The organism is Pseudomonas sp. No.117 (assembly GCF_054558395.1).
The window spans coordinates 131431-145877 of the sequence record NZ_BAAJNP010000003.1; the positions used below are offsets into that span (position 1 = coordinate 131431).

The 14447-nt window shown below is 65.9% G+C and carries 14 protein-coding genes; 11 read left to right on the plus strand and 3 right to left on the minus strand.

The genetic code is table 11. From position 1 onward, the window contains the following. Nucleotides 1-3 precede the first annotated feature (3 nt). On the minus strand, nucleotides 4-1368 hold the full coding sequence (gene eat, locus ACYJP6_RS07390) for an ethanolamine permease (protein WP_459474396.1): 1365 nt from the start codon (nucleotides 1366-1368) through the stop codon (nucleotides 4-6). 340 nt (nucleotides 1369-1708) lie between these two features. On the opposite strand from eat, the gene qhpR reads away from it, so the two are divergent. The 7 genes from qhpR (at nucleotide 1709) to ACYJP6_RS07425 (ending at nucleotide 8472) form a co-directional block, all read left to right on the plus strand. Next, nucleotides 1709-2752: an AraC-like transcriptional regulator QhpR gene (qhpR, locus tag ACYJP6_RS07395; protein ID WP_459474397.1), complete on the plus strand. Its 1044-nt coding sequence runs from the start codon at nucleotides 1709-1711 to the stop codon at nucleotides 2750-2752. Between the two features lie 1030 nt (nucleotides 2753-3782). Next, on the plus strand, nucleotides 3783-4622 hold the full coding sequence (locus ACYJP6_RS07400; RefSeq protein ID WP_459474398.1) for an urease accessory protein UreD: 840 nt from the start codon (nucleotides 3783-3785) through the stop codon (nucleotides 4620-4622). Between the two features lie 84 nt (nucleotides 4623-4706). After that, the gene (gene ureA, locus ACYJP6_RS07405) at nucleotides 4707-5009 is read left to right on the plus strand and encodes an urease subunit gamma (protein WP_007162996.1); all 303 of its coding nucleotides are present in this window, start codon (nucleotides 4707-4709) and stop codon (nucleotides 5007-5009) included. 10 nt (nucleotides 5010-5019) lie between these two features. Further along, the gene (locus ACYJP6_RS07410; protein ID WP_459474399.1) at nucleotides 5020-5529 is read left to right on the plus strand and encodes an N-acetyltransferase family protein; all 510 of its coding nucleotides are present in this window, start codon (nucleotides 5020-5022) and stop codon (nucleotides 5527-5529) included. Then, nucleotides 5526-5831 (plus strand): urease subunit beta, encoded by a 306-nt coding sequence (locus ACYJP6_RS07415; protein ID WP_137279113.1) that lies wholly within the window; start codon nucleotides 5526-5528, stop codon nucleotides 5829-5831. The genes ACYJP6_RS07410 and ACYJP6_RS07415 overlap by 4 nt, the downstream gene beginning before the upstream one ends. 165 nt (nucleotides 5832-5996) lie before the next feature. Further along, nucleotides 5997-7697 carry an urease subunit alpha gene (gene ureC, locus ACYJP6_RS07420; protein ID WP_459474400.1) on the plus strand — a complete coding sequence of 567 codons (1701 nt, stop codon included), beginning with the start codon at nucleotides 5997-5999 and terminating at the stop codon, nucleotides 7695-7697. 244 nt (nucleotides 7698-7941) lie between these two features. After that, nucleotides 7942-8472: an REP-associated tyrosine transposase gene (locus tag ACYJP6_RS07425; RefSeq protein WP_459474809.1), complete on the plus strand. Its 531-nt coding sequence runs from the start codon at nucleotides 7942-7944 to the stop codon at nucleotides 8470-8472. Between the two features lie 161 nt (nucleotides 8473-8633). Here ACYJP6_RS07425 and ACYJP6_RS07430 read toward each other — a convergent pair whose 3' ends face one another. After that, nucleotides 8634-10040 (minus strand): L-cystine transporter, encoded by a 1407-nt coding sequence (locus ACYJP6_RS07430; protein WP_459474401.1) that lies wholly within the window; start codon nucleotides 10038-10040, stop codon nucleotides 8634-8636. 220 nt (nucleotides 10041-10260) lie between these two features. On the opposite strand from ACYJP6_RS07430, the gene ACYJP6_RS07435 reads away from it, so the two are divergent. After that, nucleotides 10261-10590, plus strand: coding sequence for a hypothetical protein (locus tag ACYJP6_RS07435; RefSeq protein ID WP_459474402.1), 330 nt, complete (start codon nucleotides 10261-10263; stop codon nucleotides 10588-10590). Between the two features lie 80 nt (nucleotides 10591-10670). Further along, nucleotides 10671-11219 carry a glutathione peroxidase gene (locus tag ACYJP6_RS07440; RefSeq protein WP_459474403.1) on the plus strand — a complete coding sequence of 183 codons (549 nt, stop codon included), beginning with the start codon at nucleotides 10671-10673 and terminating at the stop codon, nucleotides 11217-11219. Between the two features lie 902 nt (nucleotides 11220-12121). Here ACYJP6_RS07440 and azu read toward each other — a convergent pair. Beyond that, entirely contained in the window at nucleotides 12122-12571 is a 450-nt protein-coding gene (gene azu, locus ACYJP6_RS07445) for an azurin (protein ID WP_459474404.1), read from the minus strand. Between the two features lie 332 nt (nucleotides 12572-12903). On the opposite strand from azu, the gene ACYJP6_RS07450 reads away from it, so the two are divergent. Both ACYJP6_RS07450 and ACYJP6_RS07455 read left to right on the plus strand, forming a co-directional pair. Further along, nucleotides 12904-13491 (plus strand): LOG family protein, encoded by a 588-nt coding sequence (locus ACYJP6_RS07450; RefSeq protein WP_459474405.1) that lies wholly within the window; start codon nucleotides 12904-12906, stop codon nucleotides 13489-13491. Nucleotides 13492-13579: 88 nt separating this feature from the next. Next, nucleotides 13580-14437: an SDR family oxidoreductase gene (locus ACYJP6_RS07455; RefSeq protein ID WP_459474406.1), complete on the plus strand. Its 858-nt coding sequence runs from the start codon at nucleotides 13580-13582 to the stop codon at nucleotides 14435-14437. Nucleotides 14438-14447 lie beyond the last annotated feature (10 nt).

The window sequence follows — 14447 nt, forward strand, 5'->3', positions numbered from 1 at the left end:
TGCTCAGGCTTCGCCGAAAGCGGCGTCGGGGGCGATGTCGCTTTGTCTACGGCTGAGACCGCAGACCAGCGCGCCTATTACCATCAGCACCACGAAGACGCTGGCGATCACCGGGTTGTACCAGACCATGGCGATCAGGCAGACCACCGCCAGCACCAGGGCGATGGCTGGCACCACCGGATAACCGGGGGCGCGGAAGGTACGCTCCAGGTTCGGCTCGCTGCGGCGCAGCTTGAACAGGCTGAGCATGCTCATGATGTACATGACGATGGCGCCGAACACGCTCATGGTGATCATGGCGGCGGTCAGGGTCATGCCCTGCAGGCTGATCACGCCGTCGCTGAAGATAGCGGCGATGCCCACTACGCCACCCGCCAGCACTGCCCGGTGCGGGGTCTGGAAGCGCGACAGCTTGGCCAGGCCATGGGGCAGGAAGCCGGCCCGGGCCAGGGCGAAGAACTGCCGCGAGTAGCCGAGGATGATGCCGTGGAAGCTGGCCACCAGGCCGAACAGGCCGATGCCCACCAGCAGGTGCAGCCACATCGAGCCGTCGCCGACCACGCCCTTCATGGCCTGGGGCAGCGGATCGTTGATGTTGGACAGGGCGCGCCAGTCACCGACACCGCCAGCGAAGATCATCACGCCGATGGCCAGGGTCACCAGGGTGAGGATGCCGGCGATGTAGGCCTTGGGAATGGTGCGCTTGGGGTCCTTGGCTTCCTCGGCGGCCATGGCCGCGCCCTCGATGGCGAGGAAGAACCAGATGGCGAAGGGAATGGCGGCGAACATGCCGCCCACCGCCGCCAGGGAGAACTGGTCCTGGCCGGCCCAGCCGCCGCTGGTGAAGTTGGCCAGGCTGAAGCCCGGCGCCACTACCCCCATGAAGATCAGCAGCTCGATCACCGCCAGTACCGTGACCACCAGCTCGAAGGTGGCGGCGATGCTCACCCCGAGGATGTTCAGGGTCATGAAGATGAAGTAGGCCGCCACCGCGCACAGCTTGGGATCCAGGGTGGGAAACTGCACGTTGAGGTAGGCACCGATGGCCATGGCGATGGCCGGCGGGGCGAAGACGAACTCGATCAGCGTGGCGATCCCGGCGACCGTACCGCCGACCGGACCGAAGGCCCGCCGGCTGTAGGCGAAGGGTCCTCCAGCATGGGGAATGGCGGTGGTCAGCTCGGTGAAGCTGAAGATGAAACAGGTGTACATCACCGCCACCACCAGCGCGGTGATCAGAAAGCCCAGGGTCCCGGCGACGCCCCAGCCGTAGCTCCAGCCGAAGTACTCCCCGGAGATCACCAGCCCCACGGCGATGCCCCAGAGGTGCAGGGTGCCGAGGGTCGGCTTGAGTTTCTCGTTGGTCATGACAGGCCACTCCCCTTGTAGCGACGTGATCCGAATGGGCGACCGCGATCCCGCGATGCCCGGCTTTTTCGAGCTTAACCAGCCCGGGTCCCCGCCGACTTGACCCTGCGGCCTGGTCGGCGCGGCCCGCGGTCAAGTCGGCGTTACCCCTCTTCCCAGGGTGCTACCCGAGACCGCACCAGAACGGTGCGACGCCGAGTCCAGCGCTCCACGAAGAGGCACGCCCAGACCCCCGATACCGTGAAGGCCTCGACGTTCCGGCCCCCGTTGCGGGTCGCTTGCAGCCCCGGGGCACAGCCTTTGCTTCATTCGTGCCGATAACCCTTACGGACGCCCCACCATGCTCCCGGCTGCCTCCGGCTTCGCCGCCCTGACCCCCGCGTCACGCAACCTCGGCGTGCTCTCCGCCGCCGCCAGTGGGCTGGATGCCGCCATCACCCGTCATGGCGGCGACGTGGACCGTATCTTCGGCACCGCCGGCATAGATCCCGAGCAATTGCAGCACCCCACCCTCAGCCTGGGTCTGGGCAACTACTGCCGGGTCCTGGAAGAGGCCGCCGCCCAATCCGGCTGCGACAATTTCGGGTTGCACTACGGCCAGCAATTCACCCCCCAGCGGCTCGGCCTGCTCGGTTACGTAGGGCTCTGCTCGCCCACCGCCGAGGCGGCGCTGCACAACTTCGCCGCCGCCTTTCCCTTCCACCAGCACAGCACCCTGATCCAGCTGGTGGACGCCGGTGACTGCTGGCGCTTCGACTATCAGGTGCGTCACGGCGCCATCGTCTCGCGCCGCCAGGACGCCGAGCTGACCCTGGGCATGCTGCTCAACTTGCTGCGCCACGTACTCGGCCCGACCTGGGCACCCCGCGCGGTGCACTTCGAACACCCGCGCCCGGAGGGCTGGCACGAACACCGTCGGCTGTTCGATGCCCCGGTCAGCTTCGGTCACCCCTGCAACGCCATGCTGGTGCCCAAGGCCGACCTGCGCGGCCGCGCCATGCCCGACCACGACCCGCTGCTCCTGTTGGTGGTGCAGGACGCCATCCGCCAACTCGGCCAGCGCCTGCCACAGGTGGAACTGCTCGAAGAAGTCCGCGCCTCGGTACGCCTGGCGCTGCCCCTGGGCGAGCCCAGCCTGGAGACCATCGCCCAGCACCTGGACCTGTCCACCAGCCAGCTGCAACGCCGCCTGCGCGACCAGGGTGCGAGCTTCTCGGCCCTGGTCGAGGGCGTCCGCCGCGATCTGGCGCAGCATTACCTGCGGCAGCGATTGCCGGTCACCGACCTGGCGCCACTGCTGGGATACTCGGAGACCAGCGCCTTTTCGCGCGCCTTTCGGCGGTGGTTTCAGGTGAGTCCGCGGCAATGGCGGCAGCTTTCTTGAAATGGGGTGGGGAAACGAGCCACGAACGTCAGCTGACGTAGGTTGGCGCTGAGCGCAGTGAAGCCCAACGAGCATAGGTTGGCCTATACGCCTTGATTTATCAGTGCTCCAGCTGCTTATCGAGGTCTGTTGATGGTTTTGTTTCGCCCACCCGGGCGACTCACTTTTTTCAATCGCGAAAAAAGTAAGCAAAAACGCTGTCCCCACGCTTCGGCCCTCCGCTGCGCTCCGGGTCCCCTCGCTCCGGTGCCGCTCCAGGGGCACGGCACGAAGGGGCATCCTGCCCCTCACGCCTTGCTCGGCGTCCTGCCTCGCATCCCCCTCCACGACACCTGCACTCGGCCTCACTGACGGGGACGGGGGCGCCAGCCTGAGACTACGGTGTTTACAGGCAAAGCCAGAGCGATTCGTAGCGTGGAAAACCGCGAAGCGTTTTCCACAGATGTACATGATCGCAGAGTGTGGAAAAGGCTCTGCCGTTGTCCACGGCTACGGGCTGTTCATGTCTCTTCAACCAACACTTTCAAGCTGGCGAATCGCCCCGTTCAGCAGGGCGAACGCCAGTGTCGTGGAGTGGGTCGAGCCGCAGGGATGCGGCGAGAGGCCTAACGGGCCACGGACGGCCCGTGTAGGCCGACCCCGGAACGGCGCTGGCGTGAGCGGACCCGCAGCGCAGCGTAGGGCCGGATGGTGGGGCAAGCGTTTTTGGTTACTTTTGCCGCGACTGGCAAAAGTGACTCGCCCGGGTGGGCGAAACAAGAGGTATCAGCAAAGCTCGGTAAACAGCTGAAAAACCAATAAAAGCAATTTTAAGCCATCGCAACATTGGGCTTCGCTCCGCTCAGCACCAACCTACCGAAGCGGTGAAGGTGATGCGCCTGGGTGGGCGAAATATAAGCCTCATCAAAACGCGATAATCAGCCAAACACCCCCACAATACCCAGCCGAAAGCCAACCTCTGTCCAACCGGTCAGATTCTTGCAAGGCCAACCGAAACCGCCCCAACCAGAACAACGAACCCACCCAAACGATGACCTCCGCCCTGCCCCCTGCCCTCTTCACCCCGGCCTGGCCGGCGCGCCTGGAGCTGGCCTATGCCCGCCAGGGCGACTGGACGCGCCCCACCACCCGCCGCCACCTCGGTCCCTTGCGCGTCCAGAAGCACCTCCACGCCGAAGGCCCCGAGGTCTGCCAGCACATCCTGGTGCATCCTCCAGGCGGCATCGCCGGTGGCGATCGGCTGGATATCGAGGTCAGCGTCGGCGAGACCGCCTGGGCCCAGCTCACCAGCCCCGGTGCGGCCAAGTGGTATCGCGCCGACAGCGCCGCGTACCAGCAGATTGACCTGCGCATCGCCGCCGGCGCCACCCTGGAGTGGCTGCCCCAGGAGACCATCGTCTTCTCCGGCGCCCAGGCCCATCTCGCCACCCGCATCGAGCTGGAGGGCGACGCCCGCCTCTGCTACTGGGACATCGTTGCCCTGGGTCGGCCGGCCAGTGCCGAGCGCTTCACCGAGGGCCTGTTCCAGGCGCACCTGGACGTCCGCCGCGATGGCCTCCCGCTGTGGTACGAACGCCAGCGTCTAATCGGTGCGGATCGCCTGCTGGACTCGCCCATCGGTCTGGCCGGCCAACCGGTGTTCGCCACCCTGCTGATCACCGGGACCCTGGACGCCGACACCCTGGAACGCTGCCGCGAGCTCAAGCTGCCGGTGCGGGGCGACCTCACCCAACTGCCCGGCCTGGTGGTCGCCCGCTGCCTGGCCGCTGAATCCTTGCAGGCCCGCGCCTGGCTGATCGAAGTCTGGCGCCTGCTGCGCCCGGCCCTGCTCGGCCGCGCCGCCGTCCCGCCCCGGATCTGGAGCACCTGAGGCCGCCGCGCTCTTGTAGGAGCGGCCCATGGCCGCGATGATCGACCGACTCCCCTTGACCGAACCTGCCAACCGGAACACCCCATGGACCTGACGCCCCGCGAAAAAGACAAGCTGCTCATCTTCACCGCCGGCCTGGTGGCCGAGCGCCGCCTGGCGCGCGGTGTGAAGCTCAACTACCCGGAAGCCATGGCGCTGATCTCCGCGGCCCTGCTCGAAGGCGCCCGCGACGGTCGTACCGTGGCCGAGCTGATGCACTACGGCACCACCCTGCTGACCCGCGACCAGGTCATGGAAGGCGTTCCGGAAATGATCCCGGAAATCCAGGTGGAAGCCACCTTCCCCGACGGCACCAAGCTGGTCACCGTCCACCAACCCATTGCCTAGGGAAGCCAGCATGAGCCTGATCGTCCGCGACGCCACCCCCGCCGACCTGTCGGCGGTCCTGGCCATCTACAACGATGCCGTGGCCAACACCACGGCGATCTGGAACGACAACCTCGTCGACCTGGCCAACCGCCAGGCCTGGTTCGACCTGCGCGCTGACCAGGGCTACCCGATCCTGGTGGCCGAGAACGCCAGCGGCGAGGTGGTCGGCTACTCGTCCTTCGGTGACTGGCGGCCCTTCGATGGCTTCCGCCATACCGTCGAGCACTCGGTCTACGTGCGCAACGACCAGCGCGGCCAGGGCATAGGGCCGCGCCTGATGACGGTGCTCATCGAGCGCGCCCGCGCCTGCGACAAGCACGTGATGGTGGCCGCCATCGAGAGCGGCAACCTGGCGTCCATTCGCCTGCACGAACGCCTGGGCTTCCTCACCACCGGGCAGATGCCCCAGGTCGGCACCAAGTTCGGTCGCTGGCTGGACCTCACCTTCATGCAACTCATGCTGGAGCAACGCCCATGATCCCCGGCGAATACCAGATCCAGGACGGCGAGATCGAACTCAACGCCGGCCGCCGTACCTTGAGTCTCACCGTCGCCAACAGCGGCGACCGGCCGATCCAGGTGGGCTCCCACTACCACTTCCACGAGACCAACGACGCCCTGGTGTTCGACCGCGCCCTGGCCCGCGGCATGCGCCTGAACATCGCCGCCGGCACCGCCGTGCGCTTCGAGCCGGGCCAGAGCCGCGAAGTGGAACTGGTCGAGCTGGCCGGTGCCCGCACCGTCTACGGCTTCGCCGGGCGGGTGATGGGCAAGTTGTAGGGTCGCTCGGGCTTCTCGCTTTTAACGCGCGCCCCTCACCCCAACCCTCTCCCCAGGGGAGAGGGGGCTCAAGAACAGACACCGAGCTCCCCCCTTCCCCCTCTCCCTCCGGGAGAGGGCCGGGGTGAGGGCAAACCGGACCACCTTTATTCGGGATCTACGCCTATGAAAATCTCCCGCCAAGCCTATGCCGACATGTTCGGCCCCACCACCGGCGACCGGGTGCGCCTGGCCGACACCGAGCTCTGGATCGAAGTCGAAGAAGACCACACCATCTATGGCGAAGAAGTGAAATTCGGCGGCGGCAAGGTCATCCGCGACGGCATGGGCCAGAGCCAGCTGCCTGCCGCCGAGGTGGTCGATACCGTCATCACCAACGCCCTGATAGTCGACCATTGGGGCATCGTCAAGGCCGACGTCGGCCTCAAGCACGGCCGCATCCATGCCATCGGCAAGGCCGGCAACCCGGACATCCAGCCCAACGTCACCGTCCCCATCGGCGCCGCCACCGAGGTCATCGCCGGCGAGGGCATGATCCTCACCGCCGGTGGTATCGACTCCCACATCCACTTCATCTGCCCGCAGCAGATCGAAGAGGCGCTCATGAGCGGCACTACCACCATGATCGGTGGCGGCACCGGCCCGGCCACCGGCACCTATGCCACCACCGTGACCCCCGGTCCCTGGCACATGGCGCAGATGCTCAAGGCCGCCGACGCCTTCCCGATGAACATCGGCTTCACCGGCAAGGGCAACGCCAGCCTGCCCGGGCCGCTGGAGGAGCAGGTGCGCGCCGGCGCCATCGGCCTCAAGCTGCACGAGGACTGGGGCACCACTCCCGCCGCCATCGACAACTGCCTGTCAGTGGCCGATCGCTTCGACATCCAGGTGGCCATCCACACCGATACCCTCAACGAGTCCGGCTTCGTCGAAACCACCCTGGGCGCCTTCAAGGGCCGCACCATCCACACCTACCACACCGAGGGCGCCGGTGGCGGCCACGCGCCGGACATCATCAAGGCCTGTGGCTTCCCCAACGTGCTGCCCAGCTCCACCAACCCGACGCGGCCCTTCACCAAGAACACCATCGACGAGCACCTGGACATGCTCATGGTCTGCCACCACCTGGACCCGAGCATCGCCGAGGACGTGGCCTTCGCCGAGAGCCGCATCCGCCGCGAAACCATCGCCGCCGAGGATATCCTCCACGACCTCGGCGCCTTCGCCATGATCAGCTCCGACAGCCAGGCCATGGGCCGCGTCGGCGAGGTCATCACCCGCACCTGGCAGACCGCCGACAAGATGAAGAAGCAGCGTGGCCCGCTGCCCGAGGACGGCGCCGGCAACGACAACTTCCGGGTCAAGCGCTACATCGCCAAGTACACCATCAACCCGGCCATCACCCACGGCATCAGCCACGAAGTGGGATCCATCGAGGTGGGCAAGTTCGCCGACCTGGTGCTCTGGCGTCCGGCCTTCTTTGGCGTGAAGCCGACGCTGATCCTCAAGGGCGGCGCCATCGCCGCGAGCCTGATGGGCGACGCCAACGCCTCCATCCCCACCCCGCAACCGGTGCACTACCGCCCCATGTTCGGCAGCTACGCCGGCATGCTCCACGACACCAGCCTGACCTTCATCAGCCAGGCCGCCTTCGACGCCGGGGTGCCGGAGCAACTGGGGCTGAAGAAGCGCATCGGCGTGGTCAAGGGCTGCCGCACTGCGCAGAAGAGCGACCTCATCCACAACGGCTACCTGCCGACCATCGAGGTCGATCCGCAGAACTACCAGGTCAAGGCCGACGGCCAGCTGCTCTGGTGCGAACCGGCCGAGGTGCTGCCGATGGCGCAGCGCTACTTTTTGTTCTAAAGGGGCCTGTTCTGACTCGGCACGACGCCCGGGCCATGTTGGGCTTCGCTGCGCTCAACCCAACCTACAGGGTGCAGTAGGTTGGGTTGAGACAGTTCCATCGTCGAAGCCCAACGACAAGGCCCGGTCGGGCACCCGTAGGTTGGTGTTGAGGCAGCTCCATCGCCGAAGCCCAACACGCACGAATCATCTACAAGCGCTGAAAAGGCTCTAAACTGCGACTTTCCACTCACCAAGGACGGTGATCTTGGACTATCGACGCAGCCGTGCGGCAGGCGGCACCTTCTTCTTCACGGTCAATCTCAACGACCGCACCGCCACCCTGCTCGTCGATCACATCGGCGCGCTGCGGCAAGCGATACGCCAGGTAAAGGCCCGGCATCCCTTCGACATCCTTGCCATGGTGGTCCTGCCCGATCATCTGCATGCCCTCTGGCGGCTGCCGGAGGACGACGGGAACTACCCGCTGCGCTGGAACCTGATCAAGGCCGGCTTCTCCCACCAGCTACCGCCGCTGGAGACGGTGCAACTGTCCCGCCGATTGAAGCGCGAGCGCGGCGTCTGGCAAAGGCGCTACTGGGAACACCAGATCCGTGACGAGCAGGACCTGCAGCGGCATCTCGACTACATCCACTTCAATCCGGTGAAGCACGGCCATGCGCGTAGCGCGGTGGAGTGGCCTTACTCGTCCATTCATCGCTTTATACGCGCGGGCATTTTGCCGGCGGATTGGACAGGTCAGGGTGACGAGGAATGGGCGGTAGGAGAACGCTGAAGGTAGGTCGTGTTGGGCTTCGCTTTCGCTCAGCACCAACCTACACAGGGCTCTCCCGTAAGTTGGGCTGAGGCGGCTCCATCGCCGAAGCCCAATGATCCGACGCAGGCATGGTCACCGTTGGGCTTCGCTGCGCTCAGCGCCAACCTACGCAAAGCTCCTCAACCGCGCCCCACCGGCGCCGCCGGCGCTTCCGCCCGGTCGTCACGGTCGTAGGCGGCCTTGTCCAACTGGCCCATCCAGCGTGCGGTCAGGGTGCCGGCGGTCATGGAGCCGTTGACGTTGAGAGCGGTGCGGCCCATGTCGATCAGCGGCTCGATGGACACCAGCAGCGCCACCAGGGTGACCGGCAGGCCGAGGGCCGGCAGCACGATCAGGGCGGCGAAGGTGGCACCGCCGCCCACACCGGCCACGCCCGCCGAACTCAGGGTGACGATGCCCACCAGGCTGGCGATCCACAACGGATCGAAGGGGTCGATGCCCAGCGTCGGGGCGACCATCACCGCCAGCATGGCCGGATAGAGGCCAGCGCAGCCATTCTGGCCGATGGTGGCGCCGAAGGAGGCGGCGAAGCTGGCGATGGCCGGCGGCACGCCCAGGCGCTCGGTCTGGGCCTCGATGTTCAGCGGGATGGTCGCGGCGCTGGAGCGGCTGGTGAAGGCGAAGCTCAGCACCGGCCAGACCTTGGGAAAGAAGCGCGCCGGCGACAGGCCGCTCAGGATCAGCAACAGCGCATGCACGCCGAACAGAATGGCCAGGCCCAGGTAGGAGGCGATCAGGAAGGTGCCCAGCTTGAGCACGTCCTGGGGACTGGCGGTGGCGACCATCTTGGTCATCAGCGCCAGCACGCCATAGGGGGTGAGTTGCAGCAGCAGGCGTACCAGCTTCATCACCCAGGCCTGGAGCACGTCGATGCCGGCCAGCACCTTCTCGCCGCGGACCGGATCGTCGCGCTGCAGGCGCAGGGCGGCGACGCCGAGGAAGGCGGCGAAGATCACCACGCTGATGATGGAGGTGGGATTGGCGCCGGAGAGATCGGCGAAGGGATTCTTCGGAATGAAGGACAGCAGCAGCTGCGGCACCGACAGGTCCGCCACCTTGCCGACATAGCTGTTCTGCAGCGCGGTCAGGCGCGCGGTCTCCTGGGCGCCCTGCACCAGCCCCTCGGCGCTGAGGCCGAACAGCCAGGTCACCAGCACCCCGACCAGGGCGGCGATGGCGGTGGTGAACAGCAGGGTGCCCAGGGTCAACAGGCTGATGCGGCCCATGGACGAGGCCTCGCGCAGTCGCGCCACGGCGGCCAGGATGGAAGCGAACACCAGCGGCATGATGCTCATCTGCAGCAGCTGCACATAGCCGTTGCCGACCAGGTTGAACCAGCCGATGGAGGTCTTGAGCACCGGGGCGTCATGCCCGTAGAGGAGTTGCAATACCAGGCCGAAGGCCACTCCCAGGGCGAGGCCGATGAAGACGCGCACGGCCAGGCTCCAGCCGGTGTTGCGAGTACGCGCCAACAGGCCGAGCAGCACGACGAAGGCGACGAGGTTGAGGACGAGGGGCAGATTCACACAGGGTCTCCAGAGCGGCGTCCGACACGGCCGCCGGACGAAAAGGCGGCGATGGTAGCAGCTCGGGCCGTCCGGGCTTAGATCGAGGTGCTATCACCTGATAACGAGAGGAACGGCCCTATCGCCGGGGTGAACGGCAGTCCGGTGCGGGCCTGCGCTGCTACAGTGCGCCCGTCGGGAAACGATGCCCGACGCTGCCAACCAGAAAAGGAGTCACCTCATGCAACGTTTCGCCAAGCTCGCCGCTTCCTTCGCCCTCGCCGCCGCCGTCGCTGGCTGCACCGGTACCGCGATGAAGACGCAGAACCTGGACCCGTCGCAGTACACCGTCGTCGGTCGCGGCGAAGGCAAGGCCACCGGCCTCATGATCCTGGGCTTCATCCCGGTCCAGCAGAATGACCGCTTCGTGCGCGCCCAGAACGCGGCCATCAAGTCCCGCGGTGGCGATGCCCTGATCAACGCCCAGGTGCAGGAAAACTGGTTCTGGGCCTATGTCCTGAACGGCTACACCACCACCGTTTCCGGCGACGTGGTCAAGCTCAAGCGCTAAGCCCGCCCGATCGACAGGCGCCGCCCACCCGGGCGGCGTTTTTGCGCTAGGCTGGTCGCTTCTCCCCGAGGAAGCCGACCATGACCGCGACCCTGATGAAACTGCCGCTACAATCCATCGACGGCGAAACCCTGACCCTGGAACGCTACCTGGGCAAGGTGCTGCTGGTGGTGAACGTCGCCTCCAAGTGCGGCCTGACCAACCAGTACGAAGGCCTGGAACGCCTCTACGAGGCCCAGCGCGAGCGTGGCCTGGAAGTACTCGGCTTTCCCGCCAACAACTTCAAGCAGCAGGAGCCCGGCAGCGACGCCGAGATCAAGGAATTCTGCACCCTCACCTACGGCGTGCAATTCCCGCTGTTCGCCAAGCTCAGCGTGGTGGGCGAAGACAAGCATCCGCTCTACGACGAACTCACCCGCGCCCAGCCCGACGCCACCGGCGACGGCCCCTTCCGCGAGCGCATGCTGAGCCGCGGCGGCAGCCCCAACCCCAAGCCCGAGGTGCTATGGAATTTCGAGAAATTCCTGATTGGGCGCAATGGTGAGGTAGTGGGGCGCTTCGCGCCGGATGTGACGGCGGATGATCCCCGGTTGGTGGAGGCCATCGAGGCGGAGTTGGCGAAGGGTTGAGGTCAGGGTGCCGGTAGGTTGGGTTGAGCGTTAGCGAAGCCCAACGTTTTGAAGCTGGTTGCCCTAGCTGTTTATCGGCCTTGCTGATGCCCCTATTTCGCCTAGCCGGCGACTTACTTTTCTTTGCTTGCGGATCACCGCCCGGTGCAAAGAAAAGTAAGCAAAAGAAAGTACACCCCAACCGTTCGGCCCTTCGCTACGCTACGGGTGATTCGCTTCGATCACCCTTCGGGCCAGCCTGCGGCTGTTACTCCGCTTCGCTACGTATCCCCCGCTCCGGCGCCGCTCCAGGGGCGCGGCACCCTGCCTCGCATCCCCTTCCGCGACACCTGCACTCGGCCTCACTGACGGGGACGGGACGCCAGCCTGAAATTTTGGGAGCGCTTGCAGGGGGCCATCGCGATTCGTAGCGTGGAAAACCGCGTAGCGTTTTCCACTGATGAGCTTGATCGTGAACAGTGGACAAGACTTCGCCGTTGTCCACGCTACGGGCCGTTCGGCTCTTCAATCGAAACTTTCAGGCTTGTGAATCGCCCCGTTCAGGAGGGCGAGCGCCAGTGTCGTGGAGTGGGTCGAGCCGCAGGGATGCGGCGAGAGGCCTAACGGGCCATGGACGGCCCGTGTAGGCCGACCCCGGAACGGCGCTGGCGTGAGCGGACCTGGAGCGAAGCGGAAGGCCGGATGATCGGGGCAAGCGTTTTTGGTTACTTTTTTGGCGAATGCAAAAAGTAACTCGCCCGGGTGGGCGAAACAAAAACTCTCCAAACACTCAATAAGCAGCCATGGCACCTACTAAACCAGCGTGAGGCCTTGCAACGTTGGGCTTCGCTAACGCTCAACCCAACCTACAGGAGTTTCCTGCTCAAAAAGTCGGATTGCCACGGTCGACCGCCACACCCTCCCTACCCCCGCTGCAACACCCCCCGCATAGACCCAAAGTGCCCCGGGAACGAGCAGAAGAAGGTGTATTCCTTACCCGCCTCCAAGGCGCTGGTATCGAAGGTCACCGAATCCTTCTCACCACCGCCTAGCATGCGGGTATGGGCGATGATGCGTTCGTCGCCCTCGGGCAGATAGCCCTTGGCCTCGCCCGCGTTCATGCCGGCGGCGTCGACGGCGGAGGCGTCGGTGGAGCGCGTCAGCACCCAATTGTGGCCCATCACGTTCTTGGGCAGGCTACCGCTGTGGATCAGCTCGACGGTGAAGGTCTTGCACGACGCCGGAACCTGGATGGAGGCGCGGCTGTAGGTCATCTGATCACCGGCTTCGATTTGCGTCGTACAGCTGTCGGCGGCCCAGGCGCCAGTACTTCCCAGTGCGAACAGCGCCGCAGCGAGCAACGTAGATTTCATGAACCCTCCGGATGCGTGAAAGTCGCCAGTCAGACCGATGCGAGGGTGGCGGGTTCCGGCAGACCTGGCAAGCGCGTGGCACGCTTCGCTCTATCGGCGCCATCGAAACCTTTGCCGGGTATTCAGGCCAGACGCCTGCGACCATGGTCTCACCTCCCGCCAGCCAAGGACGCCCGCCATGACCCTCACCGCCCTGCTGCACGAGCTATTCGCCAGCTACGCCCAGGCCGCCAGCGGCAATGCGCCGGAAGAGACTTTCCTCGCGCGATGACGATGCTTTGATCCGGCGGATCGGGCGGCTAGGCTAGGGGTTTGCCTGTCGAGGAGTCCCCATGTCGCTGAAAACCGTCTGCGTCTTCTGTGGTGCCAAGTCCGGTGCCTCGCCCGTTTTCCAAGAGGCGGCCGCGCAACTCGGTCGTACCTTGGCCGAGCGTGGCCTCACCCTGGTCTATGGCGGCGGCAAGGTCGGCCTGATGGGCGTGGTCGCCGATGCGGCCTTGGCGGCCGGGGGCGAGGTGATCGGCATCATTCCCCAAAGCCTCAAGACCGCCGAACTGGGCCACACCGGCTGCACCCGCCTGGAAGTGGTCGACGGCATGCACGCGCGCAAGGCGCGAATGGCGGAACTGGCCGATGCCTTCATCGCCTTGCCCGGTGGACTGGGTACCCTGGAAGAACTCTTCGAGGTCTGGACCTGGGGCCAGCTCGGCTACCACGCCAAGCCCATGGGCCTGCTGGAGGTCGACGGCTTCTATGCCCAGCTGGAAGGCTTCCTCGATCACCTGGTGGCCCAGGGCTTCGTCGCCGCGCCGCACCGCGCCATGCTGCAGGTGGAAGACTCGCCCAATGCCCTGCTAGACGCCCTCGTTGCCTGGCAGCCCACCGTACCGCCGCGCTGGGCGGAATCGGCCCCACGCTAGTTCGGCTGCACCGCCCGTCCCGGATCTAGAACCCTCGCCGCTTGTGGCCTGTCGGTACTGACAGGCACCTAGTTAAGAGGATTCTTTCATGACCGACTTCCCCAAAGCCCCCATGCCCGAACAGCAGCAGGAGGTTCCCGGCCTGCAGTCGCGCATGAATCCGCTGCCGGATTGCGGAGAGCAAAGCTACAAGGGCTCCGGCCGCCTGGCCGGCAAGAAGGCGCTGATCACCGGTGGCGACAGCGGCATCGGTCGCGCCGTGGCCATCGCCTTCGCCCGCGAGGGCGCCGATGTCGCCATCAGCTACCTGAACGAACACGAAGACGCCGAGGACACCGCCCGCCTGGTGCGCGAGGCCGGGCGCGAGGCGCTGCTGCTGCCGGGTTGCCTGTCCCAGCGCGAGCAGTGCCTGGCGGTGGTGGACAAGACCGTGGCCGCCTTCGGCCGCATCGATGTGCTGGTCAACAATGCCGCCTTCCAGATGACCCATGAGACCCTCGACGAGATTCCCGACGACGAGTGGGTCTACACCTTCGATGTGAACATCACCGCCATGTTTCGCATTACCCAGGCGGCGGTGAAGCACATGGGCAAAGGTGGCTCCATCATCAACACCACCTCGGTGAACTCGGACATGCCGCGGCCCACGCTGCTGGCCTATGCCACCACCAAGGGCGCCATCGCCAACTTCACCGCAGGTCTGGCCCAATTGCTCGGCGACAAGGGCATCCGCGCCAACAGCGTCGCCCCCGGCCCCATCTGGACCCCACTGATTCCCGCGACCATGCCGCCCGAGCAGGTCAAGGAATTCGGCGGCAACACCCCGCTGGGCCGCCCTGGTCAGCCGGTGGAGCTGGCGCCGGTGTACGTGATGCTGGCCTCCGACGAATCCAGCTACACCTCGGGCGCACGCATCGCCGTCACCGGCGGCAAGCCGATTCTCTGATGCCCTGGCC

Excerpts from the sequence above, each read along its gene's own strand:
- eat (WP_459474396.1), bottom strand. The coding sequence starts at position 1,368 with ATGACCAACGAGAAACTCAAGCCGACCCTCGGCACCCTGCACCTCTGG.
- qhpR (WP_459474397.1), top strand. The coding sequence starts at position 1,709 with ATGCTCCCGGCTGCCTCCGGCTTCGCCGCCCTGACCCCCGCGTCACGC.
- ACYJP6_RS07400 (WP_459474398.1), top strand. The coding sequence starts at position 3,783 with ATGACCTCCGCCCTGCCCCCTGCCCTCTTCACCCCGGCCTGGCCGGCG.
- ureA (WP_007162996.1), top strand. The coding sequence starts at position 4,707 with ATGGACCTGACGCCCCGCGAAAAAGACAAGCTGCTCATCTTCACCGCC.
- ACYJP6_RS07410 (WP_459474399.1), top strand. The coding sequence starts at position 5,020 with ATGAGCCTGATCGTCCGCGACGCCACCCCCGCCGACCTGTCGGCGGTC.
- ACYJP6_RS07415 (WP_137279113.1), top strand. The coding sequence starts at position 5,526 with ATGATCCCCGGCGAATACCAGATCCAGGACGGCGAGATCGAACTCAAC.
- ureC (WP_459474400.1), top strand. The coding sequence starts at position 5,997 with ATGAAAATCTCCCGCCAAGCCTATGCCGACATGTTCGGCCCCACCACC.
- ACYJP6_RS07435 (WP_459474402.1), top strand. The coding sequence starts at position 10,261 with ATGCAACGTTTCGCCAAGCTCGCCGCTTCCTTCGCCCTCGCCGCCGCC.
- ACYJP6_RS07440 (WP_459474403.1), top strand. The coding sequence starts at position 10,671 with ATGACCGCGACCCTGATGAAACTGCCGCTACAATCCATCGACGGCGAA.
- azu (WP_459474404.1), bottom strand. The coding sequence starts at position 12,571 with ATGAAATCTACGTTGCTCGCTGCGGCGCTGTTCGCACTGGGAAGTACT.
- ACYJP6_RS07450 (WP_459474405.1), top strand. The coding sequence starts at position 12,904 with ATGTCGCTGAAAACCGTCTGCGTCTTCTGTGGTGCCAAGTCCGGTGCC.
- ACYJP6_RS07455 (WP_459474406.1), top strand. The coding sequence starts at position 13,580 with ATGACCGACTTCCCCAAAGCCCCCATGCCCGAACAGCAGCAGGAGGTT.